Source organism: Psychrobacter sp. N25K4-3-2, assembly GCF_015351755.1.
Taxonomy (GTDB): Bacteria; Pseudomonadota; Gammaproteobacteria; order Pseudomonadales; family Moraxellaceae; genus Psychrobacter; species Psychrobacter glaciei.
The window spans coordinates 469,599-488,946 of the sequence record NZ_JADKLX010000001.1 but is presented as its reverse complement, the minus strand read 5'-3'; the positions used below and the strand labels follow the sequence as shown (position 1 = coordinate 488,946).

Sequence of the window (19,348 nt, the reverse complement as noted above, 5' to 3'; positions counted from 1 at the left end):
GCTGGTTTTTAAAATATATAAGTATAAATGTTGGGATTAAAAGCCTATAAGAGTCGTTAGCGTCGTTTTCGCAAGTGCTCAGCATTGGGCAGTACTTGCTTTTCGCTTAGGTATTTCCAATAGCGCTGCGGTAGATACTGTTTATGCAACTTAGGGTTTTTGCGCTCTTTGATATTGACGTTGGTAAAGTAACCTTGCCAAAATCTTTGATAACGCTGCTCGTCAGAACTATGGATGCTGGCAGGATTGCGTAGTACCGCGTCATCAAGGTCAGTGATCGTTTGCAGGGCAGCGGGGCGTTTGGGCATACTATTACTTTTATCATAATAGATGCCATAGTTACGAGTCAGGTCATAAATCGCCCAATGCTGGTCTTGATAACGCTGACGAAAATGCTCTCCGATGAGGGGCAACACATTAAAGTCAGGCTCAACACGGGCAAAATAAATATCATCGGTCGTATGCTCAAAACGCACAAAGGCTTCCATTCGATGCTTCTCACGACCGACGGATTTGACGGTTTGTACTAACTCTAAGACACTCAGGTTACCGAGGTCTTCCATAATATGGCGGCTAGGGTAGTCAATGGCATATTTAATCACCTGAAACAATGTCGTACCGATATTGTCTTTTTCTGATAAAAATCCCCACAGAATATTCCGCATACCTGAACGCCCCAATAGCTTATGTAGCTTGGTTAATACGCGTTCAGCATGGTCTTCATCTGTAGCAACACTGCTCGCTTCAGAAATCAATGAGGGCGCATAAGAATCTTGAGCAATTAACTGTAAGGATTCATCTTCTTGTAACCGATTGGCATAGACATAAAAAACGGCACTTAGCCAACCTTCAAAACTTGGCTCATAAAGCACAATACTGGGCGTTAAGTGACCGACAATATAGTCATGGCTTTGCATCAGCTGTGACATTTATGTTCCTATTTAAAATAGTGGCAATCAAAACCGTACTCATTAAAACAGCGCCAACTGACCACTGCGCTGATCTTTATATTTGGTTTGCGTTTGCGCCAGTACGTATTGGCGGAAATTATCACGGGTTAAATGGGCGAGGTGTTCATTTTTACCGGTGGTGGCAATAAAGTATTTGGCACGGTTGACCGCTGCGCCCATTTTTTTCAGATGATAAAGCGTCAATTGATTAAACTTGCGTGCTTTCACTATCTTTTTAGCCGTCTTAGTACCAATACCTGGGATGCGCACAATCATCTCATAAGTCGCGGTTTGAATATTAACCGGAAAATGCTCACGATGGCGGATTGCCCAAGCTAATTTTGGATCGCAATCTAAATCCAAAAATGGTGAGTCTGGTTCGACGATTTCATGCGCGCCAAAACCATAAAAACGCATCAGCCAATCGGCTTGATAGAGACGATTCTCTCGCACCATCGGCACTGGTGTCCCAATCGCTGGCAAGCGGCTGTCAGACAGCATCGGTACATAACCAGAATAATAAACACGCTTGAGATCATATTGTTTATAAAAATGACTCGATAGCTGAATGACCTGCAAATCGGTCTCATTACTGGCACCAACAATCATTTGACTGGTTTGACCTGCGGGCACAAATTTCGGTGCTTTTTTATGCGTTTTACGGCTCTCACGAATAGTAATAATTTCTTCTTTGACCGTCTCCATCGGTGCTTTTAATTCATCATGCGACTTCTCTGGAGCGAGTAAAGCTAAGCCCGATTTAGTCGGAATCTCGATATTGACGCTCAAACGATCAGCATAGAGCCCTGCTTCTAACAGCAATTCTTTTGACGCGCCCGGAATGGTTTTTAGATGGATATAGCCGTTAAAACGCTCACGGGTACGCAATATCTTGGCGACCTCGACCAAGCGCTCCATCGTATAATCGCCACTTTTAAAGATACCTGAGCTGAGAAACAACCCTTCGATATAATTACGGCGATAAAACTGCATGGTTAAATCAACGACTTCTTCGACACTAAAGGCTGCGCGTGGGGTGTCATTACTTTTGCGCGAGGTGCAATAAGCGCAGTCGTAAATGCAATGATTGGTCAGCAGAATTTTGAGTAAACTAACGCAGCGCCCATCTTCGGTGTAGCTGTGACAAATACCCGTTGCGGAGGCATCACCAAGACCACCGCCTTGGTTCTTACGCGTACCAGCGGAGGATGAGCAAGAGACATCATACTTAGCAGCATCCGCTAAAATATTAAGCTTACCTTGCAGTCGTTCATAATTGATGGTTGCCATAAGCGCTATTTACCAATTCATTTATAGGTTGTTATTTTAACAAATTGGTTTGCAAGTCACTGTAATTATTAGGGAAATATCGATTTCATACGACAACTGTTGTCGTGCTATTCATGAGATTTTTAATTAGAGGAGCAGGGATTAGGCAACGTTTGAACCACTTCCTCTGAGAAGTTTTTTTTAACAATCAGATGTCCTTTTTTATCAAATTCAACATCGTACTTGGGATAAATCGCAGATTCACTATTGCCATGAGTTGAAGGTAAAGCTACTTCTTTATCGGAGAAAAAATGACGGGCAACCCATAGGTTCTTGTCATTATCATATTCAACAGTACATCTGCTTTTTGCATCGATATCAAAATACAAATCAAAGTATTGTTCCTCACCGCCACGACCAAATAGCATATTAGCACCGCACGGATTGCCGCAGCCAACATAAACATAAACATGATAAGTATCTTTATCGATTTTTTTAAGTGAAGTATGATTCCAACCGTAGCCACCCATTCCATCCATAAGCATCGTTTCTTTTACTTGACCGTCTTCAAAGGTTTCGCTTTTAAGGATATAACCATCATTGCAATATTCATGACCATCTTTACTCATATATGCAGTACAAATTTTCGACATATAAAAGCTAGTGTCAAATTTTGGTTCGGCAGCTTCAGCCCAAGATATAGAACTCAAAATACAGCCGTAAATGATAAAAGCCAATGAATAGAGAGGAGTAAGTTTATACATGCAAATAATTACCAGATATTTGTTTTGAATTAATAGCACTATAGCAAAAGGTCGGTTGCTAAGGAATAAGGTACGGATATAAAAAAAGCCTCACAGGCTAGAAAAATAGCGCGTAAGACCTTTATTAATTCTTAACTTTTATAATGCTGTACCACAATATTGTCAATGCGTTATTGATGGTGATTTTTATGGCATACTTTTACTGAACCTTCGCACGTATAACGACAGTTTGGGCTGCATTAGAACCAAGGTTGACCAAGTTCCATTTAAGTCCAGAGTAGTTTTTTTTGATAACGACAGTATTGCCCACTTGTTGAATGGTCTGATAGCTGTCGCCACCCGTTGTCGCAAGCGTTGGTAGTGGGCTGTTTAATGACACCAGCTGCACACCATTTGGTAATGACACCATCGCATTGATGTCATTGACTGGCTGCGCGGTGGTGTTGGTATAAGTAGTGTGGTATTCGATGACGTCACCGGGGGCGATATGATTGGCAGGCACGGCCATTTCACGACCGTCTTTATTTTTTAATATCTTCATGACTTTGGTTTGTGCATTAACGACATCTGGTGTACTAAACGTTGGTGTCAGCTGTAAAGTGTCTAAAGTAGTCGTCGTTATTTGATTGCTTACCGGTTGATTGGTGATGACTGTCGTCGCTGGTGCATTAAGAACAGGCAATTGAGTAGCAGTTGCGACAGGTAATACTTGGGTCACGGTACTGATGGGCGTAGTGATAACGTCGACATTGGAGATGGTATTGGTCGCTCGATTGGTCACAGGTACGCTAGTGACGGTTGTGCTGCCCTGAGTAATGACCGTATTGTTTATACCATTACTAACACCTTGGCGAACCACATAGCGTGGTACAGTCGTTACTTGAGTCACCGCATAAGGCATGCCATCCTGCATCGTAATACCGTTCGGTGTCGCAGTGATAGTGGCTGTTTTGCCATCAGAGTATTGCTCGACCACAGTGGTGCTACCGCCAGCAGATGCGTTAATAGTCAATTCAGGTGCGGCATGCGCTGAAGATGCAGCAAGTACTATACCTGCTAATAGTGCCGATACAGTAGGGGTTATTGCGGTTGGTGTACAAAATTTCATGGTCATAATAGACTCCTCAAAAATAACAGTAAGTATAGTCACTTCACTATAAAAGTATTACTGCGTTAACCTCGCTTGAAGCATTAAATATACCTCTACACTCGGTTGCCTTGTAATACTTTAAATTGAATCAACTACAAGACAACAATAAATCACATCTAAATAAAAAACCCCCGTTAAATGACACCATAAAGTATGCCAAATAACGAGGGTATCAGTACTGACGATAGCCAATATTAGCTATCAATCCATCATTATTTTCAGAAAAAGTGCAGCAAAAATGAGCCACACTGCAAACTCAAACAATTATGCGCTAAAACAAATAGACTAGAAAAGCGGCATTGTGTAACCGGCATTGTGTGAGTCGTATCGTTTTTGGCGGATCGATGGATCTATTCAGTTGGTGATTATTTTAATAATTATTTCAGTGGTTATCTCAGTCGTTATAAAAAGAGCTGCTGTCTAAAAGTGACGGTTAATAAAGGTAGCAATAGACTTTTATCATCACGACTGCTATTAGTCGTAGATAACTTTCATCAATTCGTACTCGACCACACCTTTTGGCGTTTCGATACGTACTTCATCGCCTTCAAACTTACCGATCAGACCACGAGCAATCGGTGAGTTGACCGAAATCTTGCCCGCTTTAAAGTCGGCTTCATCATCACCAACGATTTTGTATTGCTTTTCTTCTTCGGTGTCCATGTTTTCAATCACCACGGTCACACCGAACACCACACGACCTTCTTGCGTTAAAGTCGCTGGGTCGATGACTTGAGCACCGCCAAGCTTGGCTTCAATATCACGAATACGGGCTTCACAAAATCCTTGCTGCTCGCGAGCGGCGTGATATTCAGCATTTTCTTTGAGATCGCCGTGTTCGCGTGCTTCAGCAATAGAAGCGGTGATGCGTGGACGGTCGATGCTTTTTAACTGTTTCAATTCGGCTTCTAAAGCCGCGTGTCCTTGCGGAGTCATGGGATAACGTTGCATGTTTTTTCCTTAAACCAATAACACCACACCACCTCCTACTCCTAGGGAATAGTGAGATGGTGTTGGGATCATTGCAATGGGTATAAAATATAAAAGGGTGATGTTGAGCGTGTTTGACAAATACATTATCTGTCAATTATAAGTCATTAATTTCAATACCATACGCACTTAAGCTTACGTAATAAAAAGCATAGTCGCAGTTTAGCCACTATGCTTTTGGGTCTATCATGTTGCTTTTTGGTTCTACCATGTCAAAGGTATCGTCTTTAAGCACTGTTGTCATGTTAAAACGATTAATCAGTCTCGAATAAGCGATTGAGTAAGCCTAACGGTTATGCTTAATCTACTGAAATTATTCAGCCACGTCAATAGTCTTTGCTTGCTCATGCAAATCTTGCAGTTTGTAAACTTCAAATGGCAAGTCAATCGCATAAGATTTACAAACCGCATCTGCCGCACCCAAGGTGGTGACATAGAATACTTTGCCTTGTAGCGCGCTACGGCGAATAGAGAACGAATCCTCTTGTGCCTGCTTACCTTCAGTCGTGTTGATGATAAGGTCGATCTTGCCATTTTTCAAGGCGTCAACGATATGCGGGCGGCCTTCAGTGACTTTGTTAATTTGCTTGCACTCAATACCAGCGTCGCTCAATATCTTTTGCGTACCCGTGGTTGAGACGATGTTAAAACCAAAACCTGCGAGCTGACGAGCGATAGGGGCGATTTGCGCTTTGTCGCTATCACGTACAGAGATAAAGACGGTTTTGGTTTCGCCTTCAGTCGGCAAGCCTGGCAGACGCTCATTACTACCGATGACCGCTTTGTAGAATGCTTCGCCAAAGGTTTTGCCCACACCCATGACTTCACCGGTTGATTTCATCTCAGGGCTCAAGATTGGATCAACACCAGGGAATTTAGCAAACGGGAATACCGCTTCTTTTACTGCAAAGAATGCCGGAACAATCTCAGTGGTAAATCCTTGGTCTTTTAGCGAGGTGCCAGCCATACAGCGCGCAGCAATCTGTGCTAACGATGTACCGATACATTTAGAGACAAACGGTACGGTACGGGCGGCACGTGGGTTTACTTCTAAGATATAAACCGTTTCGCCTTTTACCGCGAACTGTACGTTCATCAGACCGATGACGCCAAGCTCTTTTGCCATGGCAATCGTTTGCGCGCGCATGACATCGCATAACTCTTTAGATAACGAGTAAGGCGGCAATGAACAGGCTGAGTCACCAGAGTGAACACCCGCTTGTTCGATATGCTGCATGATACCGCCAATCACCACATCGGTGCCGTCGCTGACACAGTCAACATCGACTTCGATGGCATCATCCAAGAAGCGATCGAGCAATACTGGCGCTTCGTTAGAGGCTTGTACCGCGGTACGCAAATAATGTCTGAGCTCATCTTCGTTGTAGACGATTTCCATCGCGCGACCACCAAGTACATATGATGGGCGTACAACTAATGGATAGCCAACGTCTTTTGCCTTGACCAAACCATCTTCTAAGCTAGTCGCTAAGGCATTGGTTGGTTGAATAAGATTCAGTTGCTGAATCATGTGCTGGAAGCGTTCGCGATCTTCTGCGCGGTCAATCGCATCAGGGCTCGTACCAATAATTTTGACGCCAGCAGCTTCAAGAGCACGAGCAAGTTTCAAAGGTGTTTGACCACCAAACTGTACGATAACACCATCAGGATTTTCGATACGGACGATTTCTAGCACATCTTCAAGCGTAATTGGCTCAAAGTAGAGACGGTCAGAGGTGTCATAATCGGTTGAAACCGTTTCAGGGTTACAGTTGACCATGATGGTCTCGTAGCCGTCTTCGCGCATGGCAAGGGCTGCGTGCACACAGCAATAGTCAAACTCGATACCTTGACCGATACGGTTAGGACCGCCACCGATGACCATGATCTTTTTGTTATTGGTTGGGTTGGCTTCACATTCACTATCGTACGTTGAGTACATATAAGCGGTGCTGGTGGCAAACTCTGCCGCGCAGGTATCGACACGCTTATAGACTGGATAAACGTTTAAATCCCAACGCTTTTTGCGTAGCTGCTTTTGTGAGATACCAAGCAATTTAGCCAAACGTAAATCTGACAAACCTTTACGCTTAAAGCTGCGTAGGTTTTTCTCATTTAAGCCGCCAAAACCTAAAGCTTTAACTTGCGCTTCGGTTTTCACGATGTCTTCGATTTGTACCAAGAACCATGGATCGATTTTGGTTAAGTTAAAGACCTCATCGACGCTCATACCGATACGGAAAGCATCAGCAATATAATAAATGCGTTCAGGCGTTGGAATGGTTAAGCGATTATGAATCTCGCTACGAGCTTTGTCAGTACTAAGGCTACCGTCTTTGATAGCGGCAAAGTCAATTTGCTCATCAAAACCATCATTGCCGGTTTCCATACCACGTAATGCTTTTTGCATCGATTCTTGGAAGTTACGACCAATCGCCATGACTTCACCAACCGACTTCATCTGCGTTGATAAAACACTATCGGCTTGCGGGAACTTCTCAAAGTTAAAACGTGGGATTTTGGTGACGACATAATCAAGCGCAGGCTCAAAGCTGGCTGGCGTTTTGCCACCAGTAATGTCGTTTTGCAATTCATCTAGCGTATAACCAACGGCTAATTTGGCCGCGATTTTTGCAATCGGGAAGCCAGTGGCTTTTGAGGCTAGGGCAGACGAGCGTGACACGCGTGGGTTCATTTCGATGACGACCATGCGACCTGTATCAGGGTTGATACCGAACTGTACGTTTGAGCCGCCTGTTTCCACACCAATCTCACGCAGTACGGCTAATGACGCATTACGCATGATTTGGTATTCTTTGTCTGTCAATGTTTGTGCTGGTGCAACCGTGATAGAGTCGCCTGTATGCACACCCATTGGGTCAAAGTTCTCAATCGCACAGATGATGATGCAGTTGTCGTTTTTGTCACGAACCACTTCCATCTCATATTCTTTCCAACCGATTAACGACTCATCGATCAGTAATTGATGGTTTGGTGATAAGTCAAAGCCGCGCTCGCAAATCTCGATGAACTCATCGCGGTTATAAGCGATACCGCCACCTGAACCACCCATCGTAAATGAAGGACGAATGATGCACGGATAGCCCATTTTTTCTTGGGTCGCAAAGGCTTCTTCCATGGTTTCAGCGGTTTCAGCACGTGGACACTCAAGGCCGATACGCTTCATGGCTTTATCAAATAAGTTGCGATCTTCTGCCATCTCGATTGAGTCTTTGGTCGCGCCAATCAACTCGCAGTTGTACTTGGTCAATACGCCATGCTTGTCCAACTCTAGTGCACAGTTTAGAGCGGTCTGTCCGCCCATAGTTGGCAAAATAGCATCAGGACGTTCTTTGGCGATGATTTGCTCAACCGTTTGCCACGTGATCGGCTCGATATAGGTGGCATCCGCCATGGTAGGGTCAGTCATGATGGTCGCAGGGTTTGAGTTGACCAAGATGACGCGGTAACCTTCTTCTTTTAGTGCTTTACACGCCTGCGCGCCTGAGTAGTCAAACTCACATGCTTGGCCGATGACGATAGGGCCTGCGCCAATGATAAGAATGCTTTTTATGTCGGTACGTTTTGGCATAATTAGGGCTACCTTCGTTTAAGTGATGTTTTAATGGAGGTGTACATAATGGTTTTATATGCTGCTGCTTGAACCATTATTAACGATCCAAGCCTTCAGGCAGCTTGCTTATCTTTTTTTCAGTAATGGCTTAAGCTTTAGCAGTTGCCATCATCTCAGCAAATTTATCAAACAGTGGCGCACAGTCATGCGGACCAGGGCTGGCTTCTGGGTGACCTTGGAAACTAAACACTGGCTTGTTGGTCAGCTCAATACCTTGGTTAGTACCATCGAACAATGAGCGATGGGTAGATTTAACGTTATCCGGTAGCGTGTCTTCATCAACCGCGAAACCATGGTTTTGACTGGTAATCATAACCGTGCCAGTTGCCAAGTCTTGTACTGGATGGTTAGCGCCATGATGACCTGTTTTCATCTTGATGGTGTTTGCACCGCTGGCAAGTCCAACCAGCTGATGACCTAAGCAGATACCAAACGTTGGAATGTTAGTTTGTTCAATAATGTGACGTACCGCATCGATGGCATAATCACAAGCAGCAGGGTCACCAGGACCGTTCGATAAGAAGATACCGTCTGGATTTATCGCCAACACATCTGCGATAGGCGTTTGTGCTGGTACAACGGTCACATGGCAGCCGCGATCAACCAGCATACGTAGGATATTGGTTTTGGTACCAAAGTCATAAGCGACCACATTGAATTTGTGCTCAACGTGCGTGTTTAATTGCTTAAAGAAACCACCTGTACCACTATCGTGGCTGCCAACAGCATCACGGTTAAGTAGGGTGTCTGATAAATCCCATGAACCCGCTGTCCATTCGAAGCTCTCTTTAGTACAGCACTCTTTTGCCAAGTCCATGCCTTTTAAGCCTGCAAACCCTTGTGCCAGCTCAATCGCTTTTTGCTCATCAGCAGCGCTGATCGTCTCGCCGTCTGAGGCAGTCATGATACAGCCGTTCTGTGCACCTTTATCACGTAATAGGCGAGTCAGCTGACGCGTATCAATTTCAGCGATAGCCACTGTTTCGTTACGTTGTAGATAGTCGCTAAGTGACTCTGAGTTACGGAAGTTAGAGGTTGCCATGGTGGCATCACGGATGATAAGACCATCTGCCCATACTTGATGACCATTGCCAGATTCGGTGTCCTCAGCGTTGGTGCCTGTATTACCGATATGAGGGTAAGTCAAAGTCACCAGCTGGCGGGCATAACTTGGGTCGGTTAGGATTTCTTGATACCCTGTCATGGCTGTGTTAAATACCACTTCACCAATACGATGACCTAGGCTGCCGATACTGACACCGCGAAAGATTGTACCGTCTGCTAGTGCCAAAATTGCTTGTATTTCTGCCGATGAATTCAAGGATTGCCTCCGCTGTTATTGGTGAGTGCCATCGTGTTTTATTGGTCTAAAATTGCTCCGTATCCTTTTATTTACGGTATTTGACTGTCGTCATATAAAAGTAAAAAAAGGGCGATACACAAAAATTTTCCACAAAAAAGCGAGAAGACATTATTGATGAAAACTACAAAACCCACTAGATAGTGAATAGGTAACTTGCATCATGTCCGCTCGCTTAGGCACAGATTTTGCGTATTATATACAAAATAGACGGTTATAGCTAGCCGATTTACTGGATTAATAGTCATTTCATGGCTAATAACAAAGACTTTATAAAGATACTTACTTTATAAAAATAGCCTAAGCAAGTATAAACTATCTTTTCTTTTATCGAATTCGATATCGAGCGTATATTAATAGCGCTGGATTTTCACAGTTGGCTTTGCCACAATGGACAGCGCAGCGCTAAACCCAATTTTTATGATCGTTTGTTATAACAATAATGAAGATAACAAGGAGTCGTTATGATTTATCAGTATTTAGACAAAACCCCTGAGTTTGCTGTGCCATTCAACGGTTGGGTGGCAGATTCAGCGCAAGTGATGGGCGATGTATATTTAGGTCATCAAGCCAATGTGTGGTTTGGTGCGGTGATACGCGGTGACAATGATCGTATTCATATCGGTGACTATAGTAATGTCCAAGAAAACAGCGTGATTCATACCGATGCAGGTGTCAAGGTGACCATTGGTAACTACGTGACTATCGGCCATCTGGCTATGCTACATGGCTGTGAGATTGGTGATAACAGTTTGATTGGTATAGGTGCTGTGGTACTCAATAATGCCAAGATAGGTAAAAATTGCCTGATAGGGGCGAAAGCCTTGATTACTGAAGGTCAGGTTATCCCAGATAACTCACTGGTGATGGGCGCACCTGCAAAAGTGGTCAAGACGCTGACCGATGAGCAAGCCGCCATGCTAAAAATGTCAGCGCTACATTATGCTGAGCGTTGCCAAAAATTCAAAACAGGCTTAACAGCAATAGCGATGCCTGAATAAGGGTAAGCAAACGAGTTGATTTTAAACGGACAAGCTACAAGTTTAAATAGATAGACGATAGGGCTCATACTTGTTTCATTGATACACTATTCAATTAATACCGTCAGCCTTAATACATAACCTACCTAACTTTATTAAACGATTCATATTTTTTTGCAACCAACGATAAGGTCTCATCATGCAGGCAAATCAAGCACAAACACAACAAAAGCAACTGGCATTATTTGATTTAGATCATACGTTACTTGATGTCGATAGTGATTATCTCTGGGGCGAGTATATCGTAAAGCATGACCTTGTCGATGAGGCGCAGTACCGCACTGCCAATCAGAAGTTTTATAATGACTATATCGAAGGTACGCTAGACGCGACAGAGTACAATGAATTCGTCGCACAGTTTTTAAGCAGTTTGCCGCTTGATAGACTTGATGAGCTAAGAGAAGACTATATCAAAAGCGAAATCGAGCCACATATTCGCCCAAAAGCGATGGAAGTATTGTGTCAGCACATTGAGCAAGGACACGAAGTCGTGATTATTTCTGCGACCAATGATTTTGTGGTCTCTGCCATTGCCAAACGTTTTGGTATAGAGGCCGCCAATGTGTTATCAACACCGCTCGAAATAAAAGACAATCGCTATACAGGTAAGTTAGCGGACAAGCCCAATTTTAAAGAAGGTAAGATATATCATCTAGACAAATGGGTGAATAAGCAGCAGTTAGCTGGTGTTACCTTTGAAAAAACGTATGCGTATTCAGATTCTAAGAACGACATCCCATTGCTCGAATGGGCAGATGTGGCCGTTTGCGTGTCACCTGATGACGCGCTTCATGCGCATGCTCTGGCGCATCGCTGGGCAGTAGAAGATTGGTCAATATAGATTATTTAATCCAGTAATAGTAGCAACATTAGCAATAGCGATAATTAGCGAACCATTTAGCCTCAATCTCATTTAAAATAGCGCGTTATTTATTATTTATTTTTATTAGAAAAACAGGAATATTTATGGAAATCAATCCGTATCAAGAACAGATTAAAGATTTATCAGAGCGTGGGCAGGATTTGCGGAGGTATCTTTGACTTCGATGGTAAGCAAGAGCGCTTAGAAGAAGTCAATTTGGAGTTAGAAAACCCAGAGCTATGGAACGATCCAGAGCGTGCGACTAAGATTAACAAAGAAAAAAGCCATCTTGATGGTGTCATCGATGTAGTGGTCTCTCTTGAAACTACGCTAGAAGATGCATCTGCTATGCTAGAGCTGGCGGTAGAGGAAGACGATGAGTCATTGCTCGCCGATGTGCAGACTGAGCTGGACAATGCTGAAAAACGTGTGGCTGACCTAGAGTTCCGCCGTATGTTCAGCGGTGAGATGGACCCAAACAACTGCTACCTAGATATTCAGTCGGGTAGTGGTGGTACTGAAGCGCAAGATTGGGCAGAGATGCTACTTCGCATGTATACACGCTGGGCAGAAGCACATGGCTTCAAAGTAGACGTGATTGAAGTGTCGTCTGGTAGCGTGGCTGGTATTAAGTCGGCAACGATTGAGATCAAAGGCGACTATGCGTTTGGTTGGTTGCGTACCGAGATTGGCGTTCACCGTTTAGTGCGTAAATCACCATTTGATAGTAATAATGGTCGTCATACCTCGTTTGCTGCGGTGTTTGTCTCGCCTGAAATCGATGACAACGTCGAGATTGATATCAATCCAGCAGATTTGCGTATCGATACCTATCGCTCATCTGGGGCTGGTGGTCAGCACGTAAACACGACAGATTCTGCGGTACGTATTACTCATGAACCATCGGGCGTAGTAGTGACCTGTCAGAATGAGCGTAGTCAACATGGTAACAAGGCCACGGCGATGAAGATGCTACGTGCTAAGCTCTATGAGCTAGAAATGCAAAAACGTATGGAATCACAGCAAGCAGTTGAAGATGGTAAATCTGATGTCGGCTGGGGCAGTCAAATTCGCTCGTACGTGCTTGATGACTCACGTATCAAAGACTTGCGTACCGGTGTTGAGACCTTTAACACGGGTGCTGTGCTAGATGGTGACCTTGATCAGTTTATTGAAGCGAGTCTAAAAGCAGGATTGTAAGCAGCAGTTTTAAACAAGCAGCCGTTTTAAAATAGTAACCAATATTTAATTAAGGAAAATTATGCCAAGCGTTAATAATTATTTTGATGATAAAGTGACTTCTATTGCCTTTCAAACGGCTACTAAGCCTGCGACTGTCGGCGTCATGGAAATTGGTGAGTATGAGTTTGGCACTAGTGAATTTGAAATCATGAGTGTGGTGAGCGGTGCATTGACGGTCAAGCTGCCAGAAAGTGACGAGTGGCAGACTTTTAATGCTGGCGAGCAGTTTACCGTTGAAGCCAACCAAAAGTTCCAAGTAAAAGTAGACGTCGAAACCGCTTATCTATGTGTATACGGTAAATAACGACCTCTAAGTTATAGCAGTATTAGAACAATGAACGCCAAGTATTTATGCTTGGCGTTTTTTTATAAGTATTTTTTGAGAGAAGTTTAGCCATTTTTAGCCTATTTAAATGACTATTAAGTGAATTGAAGACACGTCCTAATCAATATTATAAGTTTTTACGGTATTGCACCATATCCGTTTGGGTGGCGATTGCATCATAGAGTTTACGCGCTGCAATGTTGCCTTCTTGAGTGGTCCAATAGACACGGTTACAGTTTTTCTGGCGTGCAAAGTCATAGACCTGTTCAATCAATGCGCGCCCTAAGCCTTGCCCGCGAACAGATTCATTAACGTACAAGTCCTCCAAGTAGCAACATTCGGTACTATTCCAAGTATTGGGATGCAGCACCACATGGGTAATACCTACCAGCGTATCATCCTGCCATGCTCCAAATCCATAAATAGGTACATTGCTATCTAGCAAATTGCGCCATGTTGTGTCAGTCGTACTCATGGGTAAACTGGTCTCGTAAAATGTCAGATAGTTTTGCCACAAGTGTAACCAACTATCGTAGTCAGTATTAGATAATGGCGTGATTTTTATAGAAGAGTTTTTCATGATTTTTTACTCAGCTTTATTAATGAACAGGTGCTTAAGTATGACTCAATAAATCATAATTGATAACCCTTCTATGCTGCAGATTTTACACAGGATTACACTTTATCTGTGTCAAATAAACAGCAAAAATCATCGCAGTTAATTATGCTAAAACAATTACTTTTCAAAGGTGTAGGACTCTATGACTAAGGTAGGCGAGCAGACAATGATAAGAGATGTGCGCCATGATTATGAGTATCTTGCCAGCCGCGCTAATCTGCGTTATGTGAGTGACGATGAGCCCGGTTATGCGCGCAGACGTTGGGGTCGTGGTTTTACTTACCGTGATGCAACGGGCGCAACGGTCAAAGATAAAGCGCTGCGCCAGCGTTTTGATGCGTTGGTGATACCGCCAATGTGGTCAGAGGTTTGGATCTGCCAAGACGAAAAAGGCCATCTACAATCGACAGGACGAGATGAAAAATCCCGTAAGCAGTATTTGTATCATCCGTCATGGAATAACATTCGTGATCAAGCCAAATTCGATGCGATGATCGGCTTCGCAGAGGCGCTACCCAATTTACGAGCACAGGTCGAAAAAGACTTAGAGGCAGAATCATTGTCTCGTACCAATGTGCTCGCCGCAGTGGTTAAGCTACTTGAGACCACCTTGATTCGTATTGGCAATAGTCGCTATGCCAAGCAAAATAAAAGTTATGGGCTGAGTACGCTACGTAGTAAGCATGTCAGTGAAACGGACACTGGATTGGCGTTTGATTTTGTCGGAAAAAGTGCAAAGGAGCATCATATTGAGCTGCAAGACGAGCGTTTGATAGATATTGTGCAGGCATGTTCTGAGTTGCCGGGTTATCAGATATTCAAATACTTAGATGACGATGGACATAAGCAAGTCGTCGATAGTAGCGATATCAATGATTATTTGCGAATGCATACTAGCGGTATGGACTGCGAGAGCAAACTATATAGTGCAAAGGATTTTCGCACATGGATGGCAAGTGTGCTCGCAGCAAGCTATCTACATGACGAGCTACAAACGATAGCAGGCGCTAGCATACTTGCCAGTGCACCAGAAAGCGCAGAGCGTCAACAGCTGGTCACTGATATGGTAAAAAGCGTGGCAGCAGAGCTGGGTAATACACCGACCGTATGTCGTGCCTCGTATATTCATCCCATTGTCATTGAACGTTTTTTGGCAGGGCAGTTTTTTGAGCCTTACAAACAAGCCCGCCGTGGACGGACGAAAAAATATCAAAGTTGTGAAGAAAAGGCCTTGATTGGATTTTTAAGCACACTAAATTAAATTAATAATGATTAAACACTCCATACCTAAAAATAAAAATGATACGTTATGTATTGAAATAAGTGCAAAAATGCGTTACTAATAGAGCATAATAAATACGAACCTATGAAACGGTCTATAGGATGTGACCGTTTTACAATCATAAATACCATTTTACCCGTTACCTGCTATTGCTAAAGGATTAGCTTATGAACACCGCCTCTCAAACCGCTACGATCGCTGATACAGACGCCTCAGTCACGCCAAAAAATTATACCGATTATTATAATAACTTCGACATGAATACACTGCTGTCAGAAATCTTTGGCGAGCATGTTGATGATCGTTTAAATGCCTATATGGCCTGCTGTGGTCGTCATGTACGTGATGGCCGCGCTGACAATGCTGCGCTAGTACACGAAGACGCCGCAGGCAATATAACGCGCATGAGCTTTGGTGAGCTTGATAAAGCGAGCGCTCAAATTGCTAACTTACTACAGTCGTATGGCGTAAAAGCGGGTGATAAGGTAGCGACTATGCTACCACGTACGCCTGAGCTGCTCACTGTCGTATTGGCAACATGGCGCATCGGGGCTGTATACCAGCCACTATTTACCGCTTTTGGCTATGATTCGATCAAATATCGGATGGACAAGGCCGACACCAAGGTTGTATTTACCAATCTAGATAACCGCAGCAAGTTTGAAGATTTGGCTGAGCAAACCAAAATGGTATTGGTCGGCAGTATAGAGGATGCTCAGACATGGGGTGACGATCATTATAGCCAGTCTATGGAAGCACAGCCACAGACGATGGAGCCAGTATCCCTCGATACCGATGCGCCATTTTTGCAGATGTTCACCTCAGGTACGGTTGGTAAATCAAAAGGTGTGAGCGTCCCGTTAGCAGCGTTACCTGCCTTTTACTTGTATATGCGTTATGCCATTGATCTACGTGAAGATGATCATTATTGGAACATGGCTGATCCCGGCTGGGCGTATGGATTGTACTATGCAATCACAGGGCCTTTATTACTTGGCGTTACCACGTATTTCAATGAAGCGGGCTTTGATGCTGCCAATACACGTGATTTTATGGTGCGGCATCAGATCACCAATTTGGCCTCTTCACCAACCGCCTTCCGAATGATGAAATCTAGCGGCATTTTCGACAATGTTGATGAAGACGCTCATAAGGATACCAATGCCAAGTTATCTCTACGCTGTGCCAACTCAGCAGGGGAAACGCTCAATACCGAAGTCGTAAGCTGGGTAGAAACCTATCTGACGTGTCAAGTGAAAGACCAATATGGGCAAACAGAAACAGGCATGACGTGCTGTGCTCATCATGCACTGGCACATGAATGTCCAGTTGGCTCTATGGGTATGGCGTTACCAGGTCATACGTTAGTGGTATTAGATGACGATATGAACGTGCTGCCGGATGGTGAGCAAGGGCAATTAGCCGTTGTGGTCAGTCAGTCGCCCGCGTTTTATTTCCAAGGGTACAGCTGGAATGAGAAGCAAGCCTTTGCAGATGATTATTACTTAACAGGCGATGTGGTTGAGCGTCATAGTGACGGTAGCTATTGGTTCTCAGGACGTGATGATGACATCATTATTACCGCAGGTTATCGTGTAGGACCTACCGATGTCGAAAATACCGTATTAGAGCATGAAGCGGTTGCAGAATCAGCAGCAGTTGGCGTGCCAGATGAAGTGCGTGGACATACAATCAAGTCTTATGTGGTGTTAAAAGATGGCATCGAAGGCTCTGAAGAAATCGCTCAGCAAATTAAAGATTTGGTGCGCAAGCGTCTATCGACTCATGCTTATCCGCGTGAGGTCGAGTTCGTGAGCGAACTACCAAAAACCCCAAGTGGTAAGATTCAACGCTTCTTGCTGCGCAGTCTATCTGCCGGATAAGGGCGTTTTGCAATATATAGTATTAGGGCGCGTCATCAATTAGCACATGAATACATTTAGTGGTCTTAAAATGGCTAAATTTAGCCAAACATCGTCAGAAATCTTGTCAATATGTTCATATTTACGGCAATTCCTTCCTTGTTTGGCTGCAATTTTCCTCATTTTAAGCCGCACAATCTAAATGATGACACGCCCTAGATAGCATTTCGTTAAAATAGAGATTCTTTATGATGAGACTATTTAACATAAGCTGATTAACAATGAAAATATCAAATAATAAATAGTTAAGGAACATTCATGCAAATTCAAAAAAACAGCTTTTTGGTCACAGGTGGTGCATCAGGTTTAGGCGAAGCAGTGGTTCGTGCGCTAGTCGCTCAAGGTGGCAACGTTATCATTGCTGACTTGAATGAATCAGCTGGGCAAGCACTGGTCAACGAGCTGGGAGATAACGCACGTTTTGTACGTTGTGATGTCACAAGTGGTGATGAGGTGCAAGCGGCTGTTGCTGTTGCTGAAGAAGCGTTCGGCGGTCTCCACGGCTCGATCAATTGCGCAGGTATCGCTGTCGTACAAAAGCTGCTAGATCGCGAAAACAATCCAGCAGATCTTGAGGCTTTTAGCCGCGGGGTTAATATTAATCTGGTCGGTTCATTTAACGTAGCGCGCTTAGTCGCGTCTAGTATTGCCAAAAGAGTGGCTAATGCCAATAACGTAGAAAAAAGCAATAGAGAAAAGAACATAGATCAAGGTATTATTATTAATACTGCGTCTATTGCGGCCTTTGACGGGCAAATGGGGCAGGCGAGTTATGCATCGTCCAAAGCTGGCGTCGTCGGTATGATGTTGCCACTGGCTCGTGAGCTGGCACGTCACGGCATTCGAGTGATGACTATTGCACCCGGTATTTTTGCCACGCCAATGATGGATTCGATTCCCGAAAAGGCGCGTGAGCAATTAGAGTCTGGCGTGCCTTATCCTAAACGTTTGGGTGATCCTAATGAATTTGCCAAACTGGTCACCCATATTATTGATAATGCCTACCTAAATGGTGAAGTCATTCGTCTCGATGGTGCCATTCGTATGGTCTAATGATATTAGTTTCTTATAAAAAAATAAGATTTTTGCGATATGATTCACGAAGTTTTCACAAAAATTGGCATGGTGCTTTGATATATTATGACTCACTGTTATTGAGCGTTGGTTATAAGGATTAAAGCCTATGTCATTTTTTCTTCCACATGCTAGCAAGCGTGCAAATTGGTTACTGATTGCAATAGGAATTAGCCTTGCTGCTATTATTAGCACTAGTGCCATTGCTGCGGTTAAGCATATTGTAGAAAAAAAGCAACCCATTGCTAATAACGTTATTATCGATAAAGTCTTTGTCGATAAATCTGAACGCCGTTTGCAATTATTGAGCGGCGATGATGTGATTCGTACTTATCATATTGCATTGGGCGACAGTCCAGTAGGTCACAAGCAGCAACAAGGCGATGAACGTACACCCATAGGCAACTATACTTTAGATTATAAAAATGAAAACTCTATTGCCCATCGCTCCATTCATATTAGTTATCCAAATGCGGCTGATAAAGCGCAGGCCAAATCACTTGGTGTCAATCCGGGCGGTGATATTATGATTCATGGTCAGATGAATGGCTTTGGTCATTTAGCATGGCTCAATCAAAAACGCGACTGGACGGATGGTTGTATCGCCGTGACCGACGATGAGATGGATGAAATCATGGCTGCAGTCAAAGTAGGCACCACGATTGAAATCGTAGAGTAGAGCGATTGAGTTTTCGATGACACGTCCTAATTTTACATAAATCAGATAGGGTGTCGGACTCGCTTATTCTATTCTTTGTCGTACTTTTATGCGCCTTCTGCTCGCTTTTTTATAGCACTGTTTCCCCTTCATACCTTTTAATTCCTCTTAAAAATACACTTAAATGGTATTAATCAATAGTCAAAG

The 19,348-nt window shown here is 43.7% G+C and carries 16 protein-coding genes; 8 read left to right on the top strand and 8 right to left on the bottom strand.

Going from position 1 to position 19,348, the window contains the following annotated elements:
- Window positions 1-56: 56 nt before the first annotated feature.
- From IOD06_RS01915 to carA, 7 genes are all read right to left on the bottom strand, one after another.
- The gene (locus IOD06_RS01915; RefSeq protein WP_194618826.1) at window positions 57-929 is read right to left on the bottom strand and encodes a TIGR03915 family putative DNA repair protein; all 873 of its coding nucleotides are present in this window, start codon (window positions 927-929) and stop codon (window positions 57-59) included.
- Window positions 930-971: 42 nt separating this feature from the next.
- Window positions 972-2,240 (bottom strand): putative DNA modification/repair radical SAM protein, encoded by a 1,269-nt coding sequence (locus IOD06_RS01910; protein WP_194618825.1) that lies wholly within the window; start codon window positions 2,238-2,240, stop codon window positions 972-974.
- A gap of 122 nt (window positions 2,241-2,362) precedes the next feature.
- Window positions 2,363-2,983, bottom strand: a complete 621-nt coding sequence (locus IOD06_RS01905; RefSeq protein ID WP_194618824.1) for a hypothetical protein — start codon at window positions 2,981-2,983, stop codon at window positions 2,363-2,365.
- Between the two features lie 199 nt (window positions 2,984-3,182).
- Window positions 3,183-4,097: a hypothetical protein gene (locus tag IOD06_RS01900; protein ID WP_194618823.1), complete on the bottom strand. Its 915-nt coding sequence runs from the start codon at window positions 4,095-4,097 to the stop codon at window positions 3,183-3,185.
- 510 nt (window positions 4,098-4,607) lie between these two features.
- Entirely contained in the window at window positions 4,608-5,084 is a 477-nt protein-coding gene (gene greA / locus IOD06_RS01895) for a transcription elongation factor GreA (protein ID WP_189581294.1), read from the bottom strand.
- A gap of 352 nt (window positions 5,085-5,436) precedes the next feature.
- Window positions 5,437-8,715: a carbamoyl-phosphate synthase large subunit gene (gene carB / locus IOD06_RS01890; protein WP_194618821.1), complete on the bottom strand. Its 3,279-nt coding sequence runs from the start codon at window positions 8,713-8,715 to the stop codon at window positions 5,437-5,439.
- A 130-nt stretch (window positions 8,716-8,845) separates the two neighbouring features.
- Window positions 8,846-10,078 (bottom strand): glutamine-hydrolyzing carbamoyl-phosphate synthase small subunit, encoded by a 1,233-nt coding sequence (gene carA / locus IOD06_RS01885; RefSeq protein ID WP_194618819.1) that lies wholly within the window; start codon window positions 10,076-10,078, stop codon window positions 8,846-8,848.
- Window positions 10,079-10,581: 503 nt separating this feature from the next.
- On the opposite strand from carA, the gene IOD06_RS01880 reads away from it, so the two are divergent.
- The 4 genes from IOD06_RS01880 (at window position 10,582) to IOD06_RS01865 (ending at window position 13,565) form a co-directional block, all read left to right on the top strand.
- Window positions 10,582-11,118, top strand: coding sequence for a gamma carbonic anhydrase family protein (locus IOD06_RS01880; RefSeq protein ID WP_194618816.1), 537 nt, complete (start codon window positions 10,582-10,584; stop codon window positions 11,116-11,118).
- 178 nt (window positions 11,119-11,296) lie between these two features.
- A complete protein-coding gene (locus IOD06_RS01875; RefSeq protein ID WP_194618814.1) occupies window positions 11,297-11,998 on the top strand; it encodes an HAD family phosphatase in 702 nt (233 codons plus the stop codon).
- Between the two features lie 125 nt (window positions 11,999-12,123).
- Window positions 12,124-13,219 (top strand): peptide chain release factor 2 gene (prfB, locus tag IOD06_RS01870; RefSeq protein ID WP_197177230.1). Its coding sequence is split into 2 segments (ribosomal slippage): window positions 12,124-12,195 and window positions 12,197-13,219, totalling 1,095 coding nucleotides; the frame shifts between segments, so codons are not numbered across the junction.
- Between the two features lie 61 nt (window positions 13,220-13,280).
- On the top strand, window positions 13,281-13,565 hold the full coding sequence (locus tag IOD06_RS01865) for a pyrimidine/purine nucleoside phosphorylase (protein ID WP_194618812.1): 285 nt from the start codon (window positions 13,281-13,283) through the stop codon (window positions 13,563-13,565).
- A 148-nt stretch (window positions 13,566-13,713) separates the two neighbouring features.
- On the opposite strand, the gene IOD06_RS01860 is transcribed toward IOD06_RS01865, so the two are convergent.
- The gene (locus tag IOD06_RS01860; RefSeq protein ID WP_194618810.1) at window positions 13,714-14,166 is read right to left on the bottom strand and encodes a GNAT family N-acetyltransferase; all 453 of its coding nucleotides are present in this window, start codon (window positions 14,164-14,166) and stop codon (window positions 13,714-13,716) included.
- Window positions 14,167-14,347: 181 nt separating this feature from the next.
- Here IOD06_RS01860 and IOD06_RS01855 point away from each other — a divergent pair, with 181 nt between their 5' ends.
- The 4 genes from IOD06_RS01855 to IOD06_RS01840 all read left to right on the top strand — a co-directional run bounded on the left by IOD06_RS01855 (window position 14,348) and on the right by IOD06_RS01840 (window position 19,162).
- On the top strand, window positions 14,348-15,466 hold the full coding sequence (locus IOD06_RS01855) for a DNA topoisomerase IB (protein WP_194618808.1): 1,119 nt from the start codon (window positions 14,348-14,350) through the stop codon (window positions 15,464-15,466).
- Window positions 15,467-15,654: 188 nt separating this feature from the next.
- Window positions 15,655-17,370 carry an AMP-binding protein gene (locus tag IOD06_RS01850; protein ID WP_194618806.1) on the top strand — a complete coding sequence of 572 codons (1,716 nt, stop codon included), beginning with the start codon at window positions 15,655-15,657 and terminating at the stop codon, window positions 17,368-17,370.
- A 297-nt stretch (window positions 17,371-17,667) separates the two neighbouring features.
- Window positions 17,668-18,462, top strand: a complete 795-nt coding sequence (locus tag IOD06_RS01845; protein ID WP_194618805.1) for an SDR family NAD(P)-dependent oxidoreductase — start codon at window positions 17,668-17,670, stop codon at window positions 18,460-18,462.
- A 130-nt stretch (window positions 18,463-18,592) separates the two neighbouring features.
- Window positions 18,593-19,162 carry a murein L,D-transpeptidase family protein gene (locus IOD06_RS01840; RefSeq protein ID WP_194618804.1) on the top strand — a complete coding sequence of 190 codons (570 nt, stop codon included), beginning with the start codon at window positions 18,593-18,595 and terminating at the stop codon, window positions 19,160-19,162.
- The last annotated feature ends 186 nt before the right edge of the window (window positions 19,163-19,348 follow it).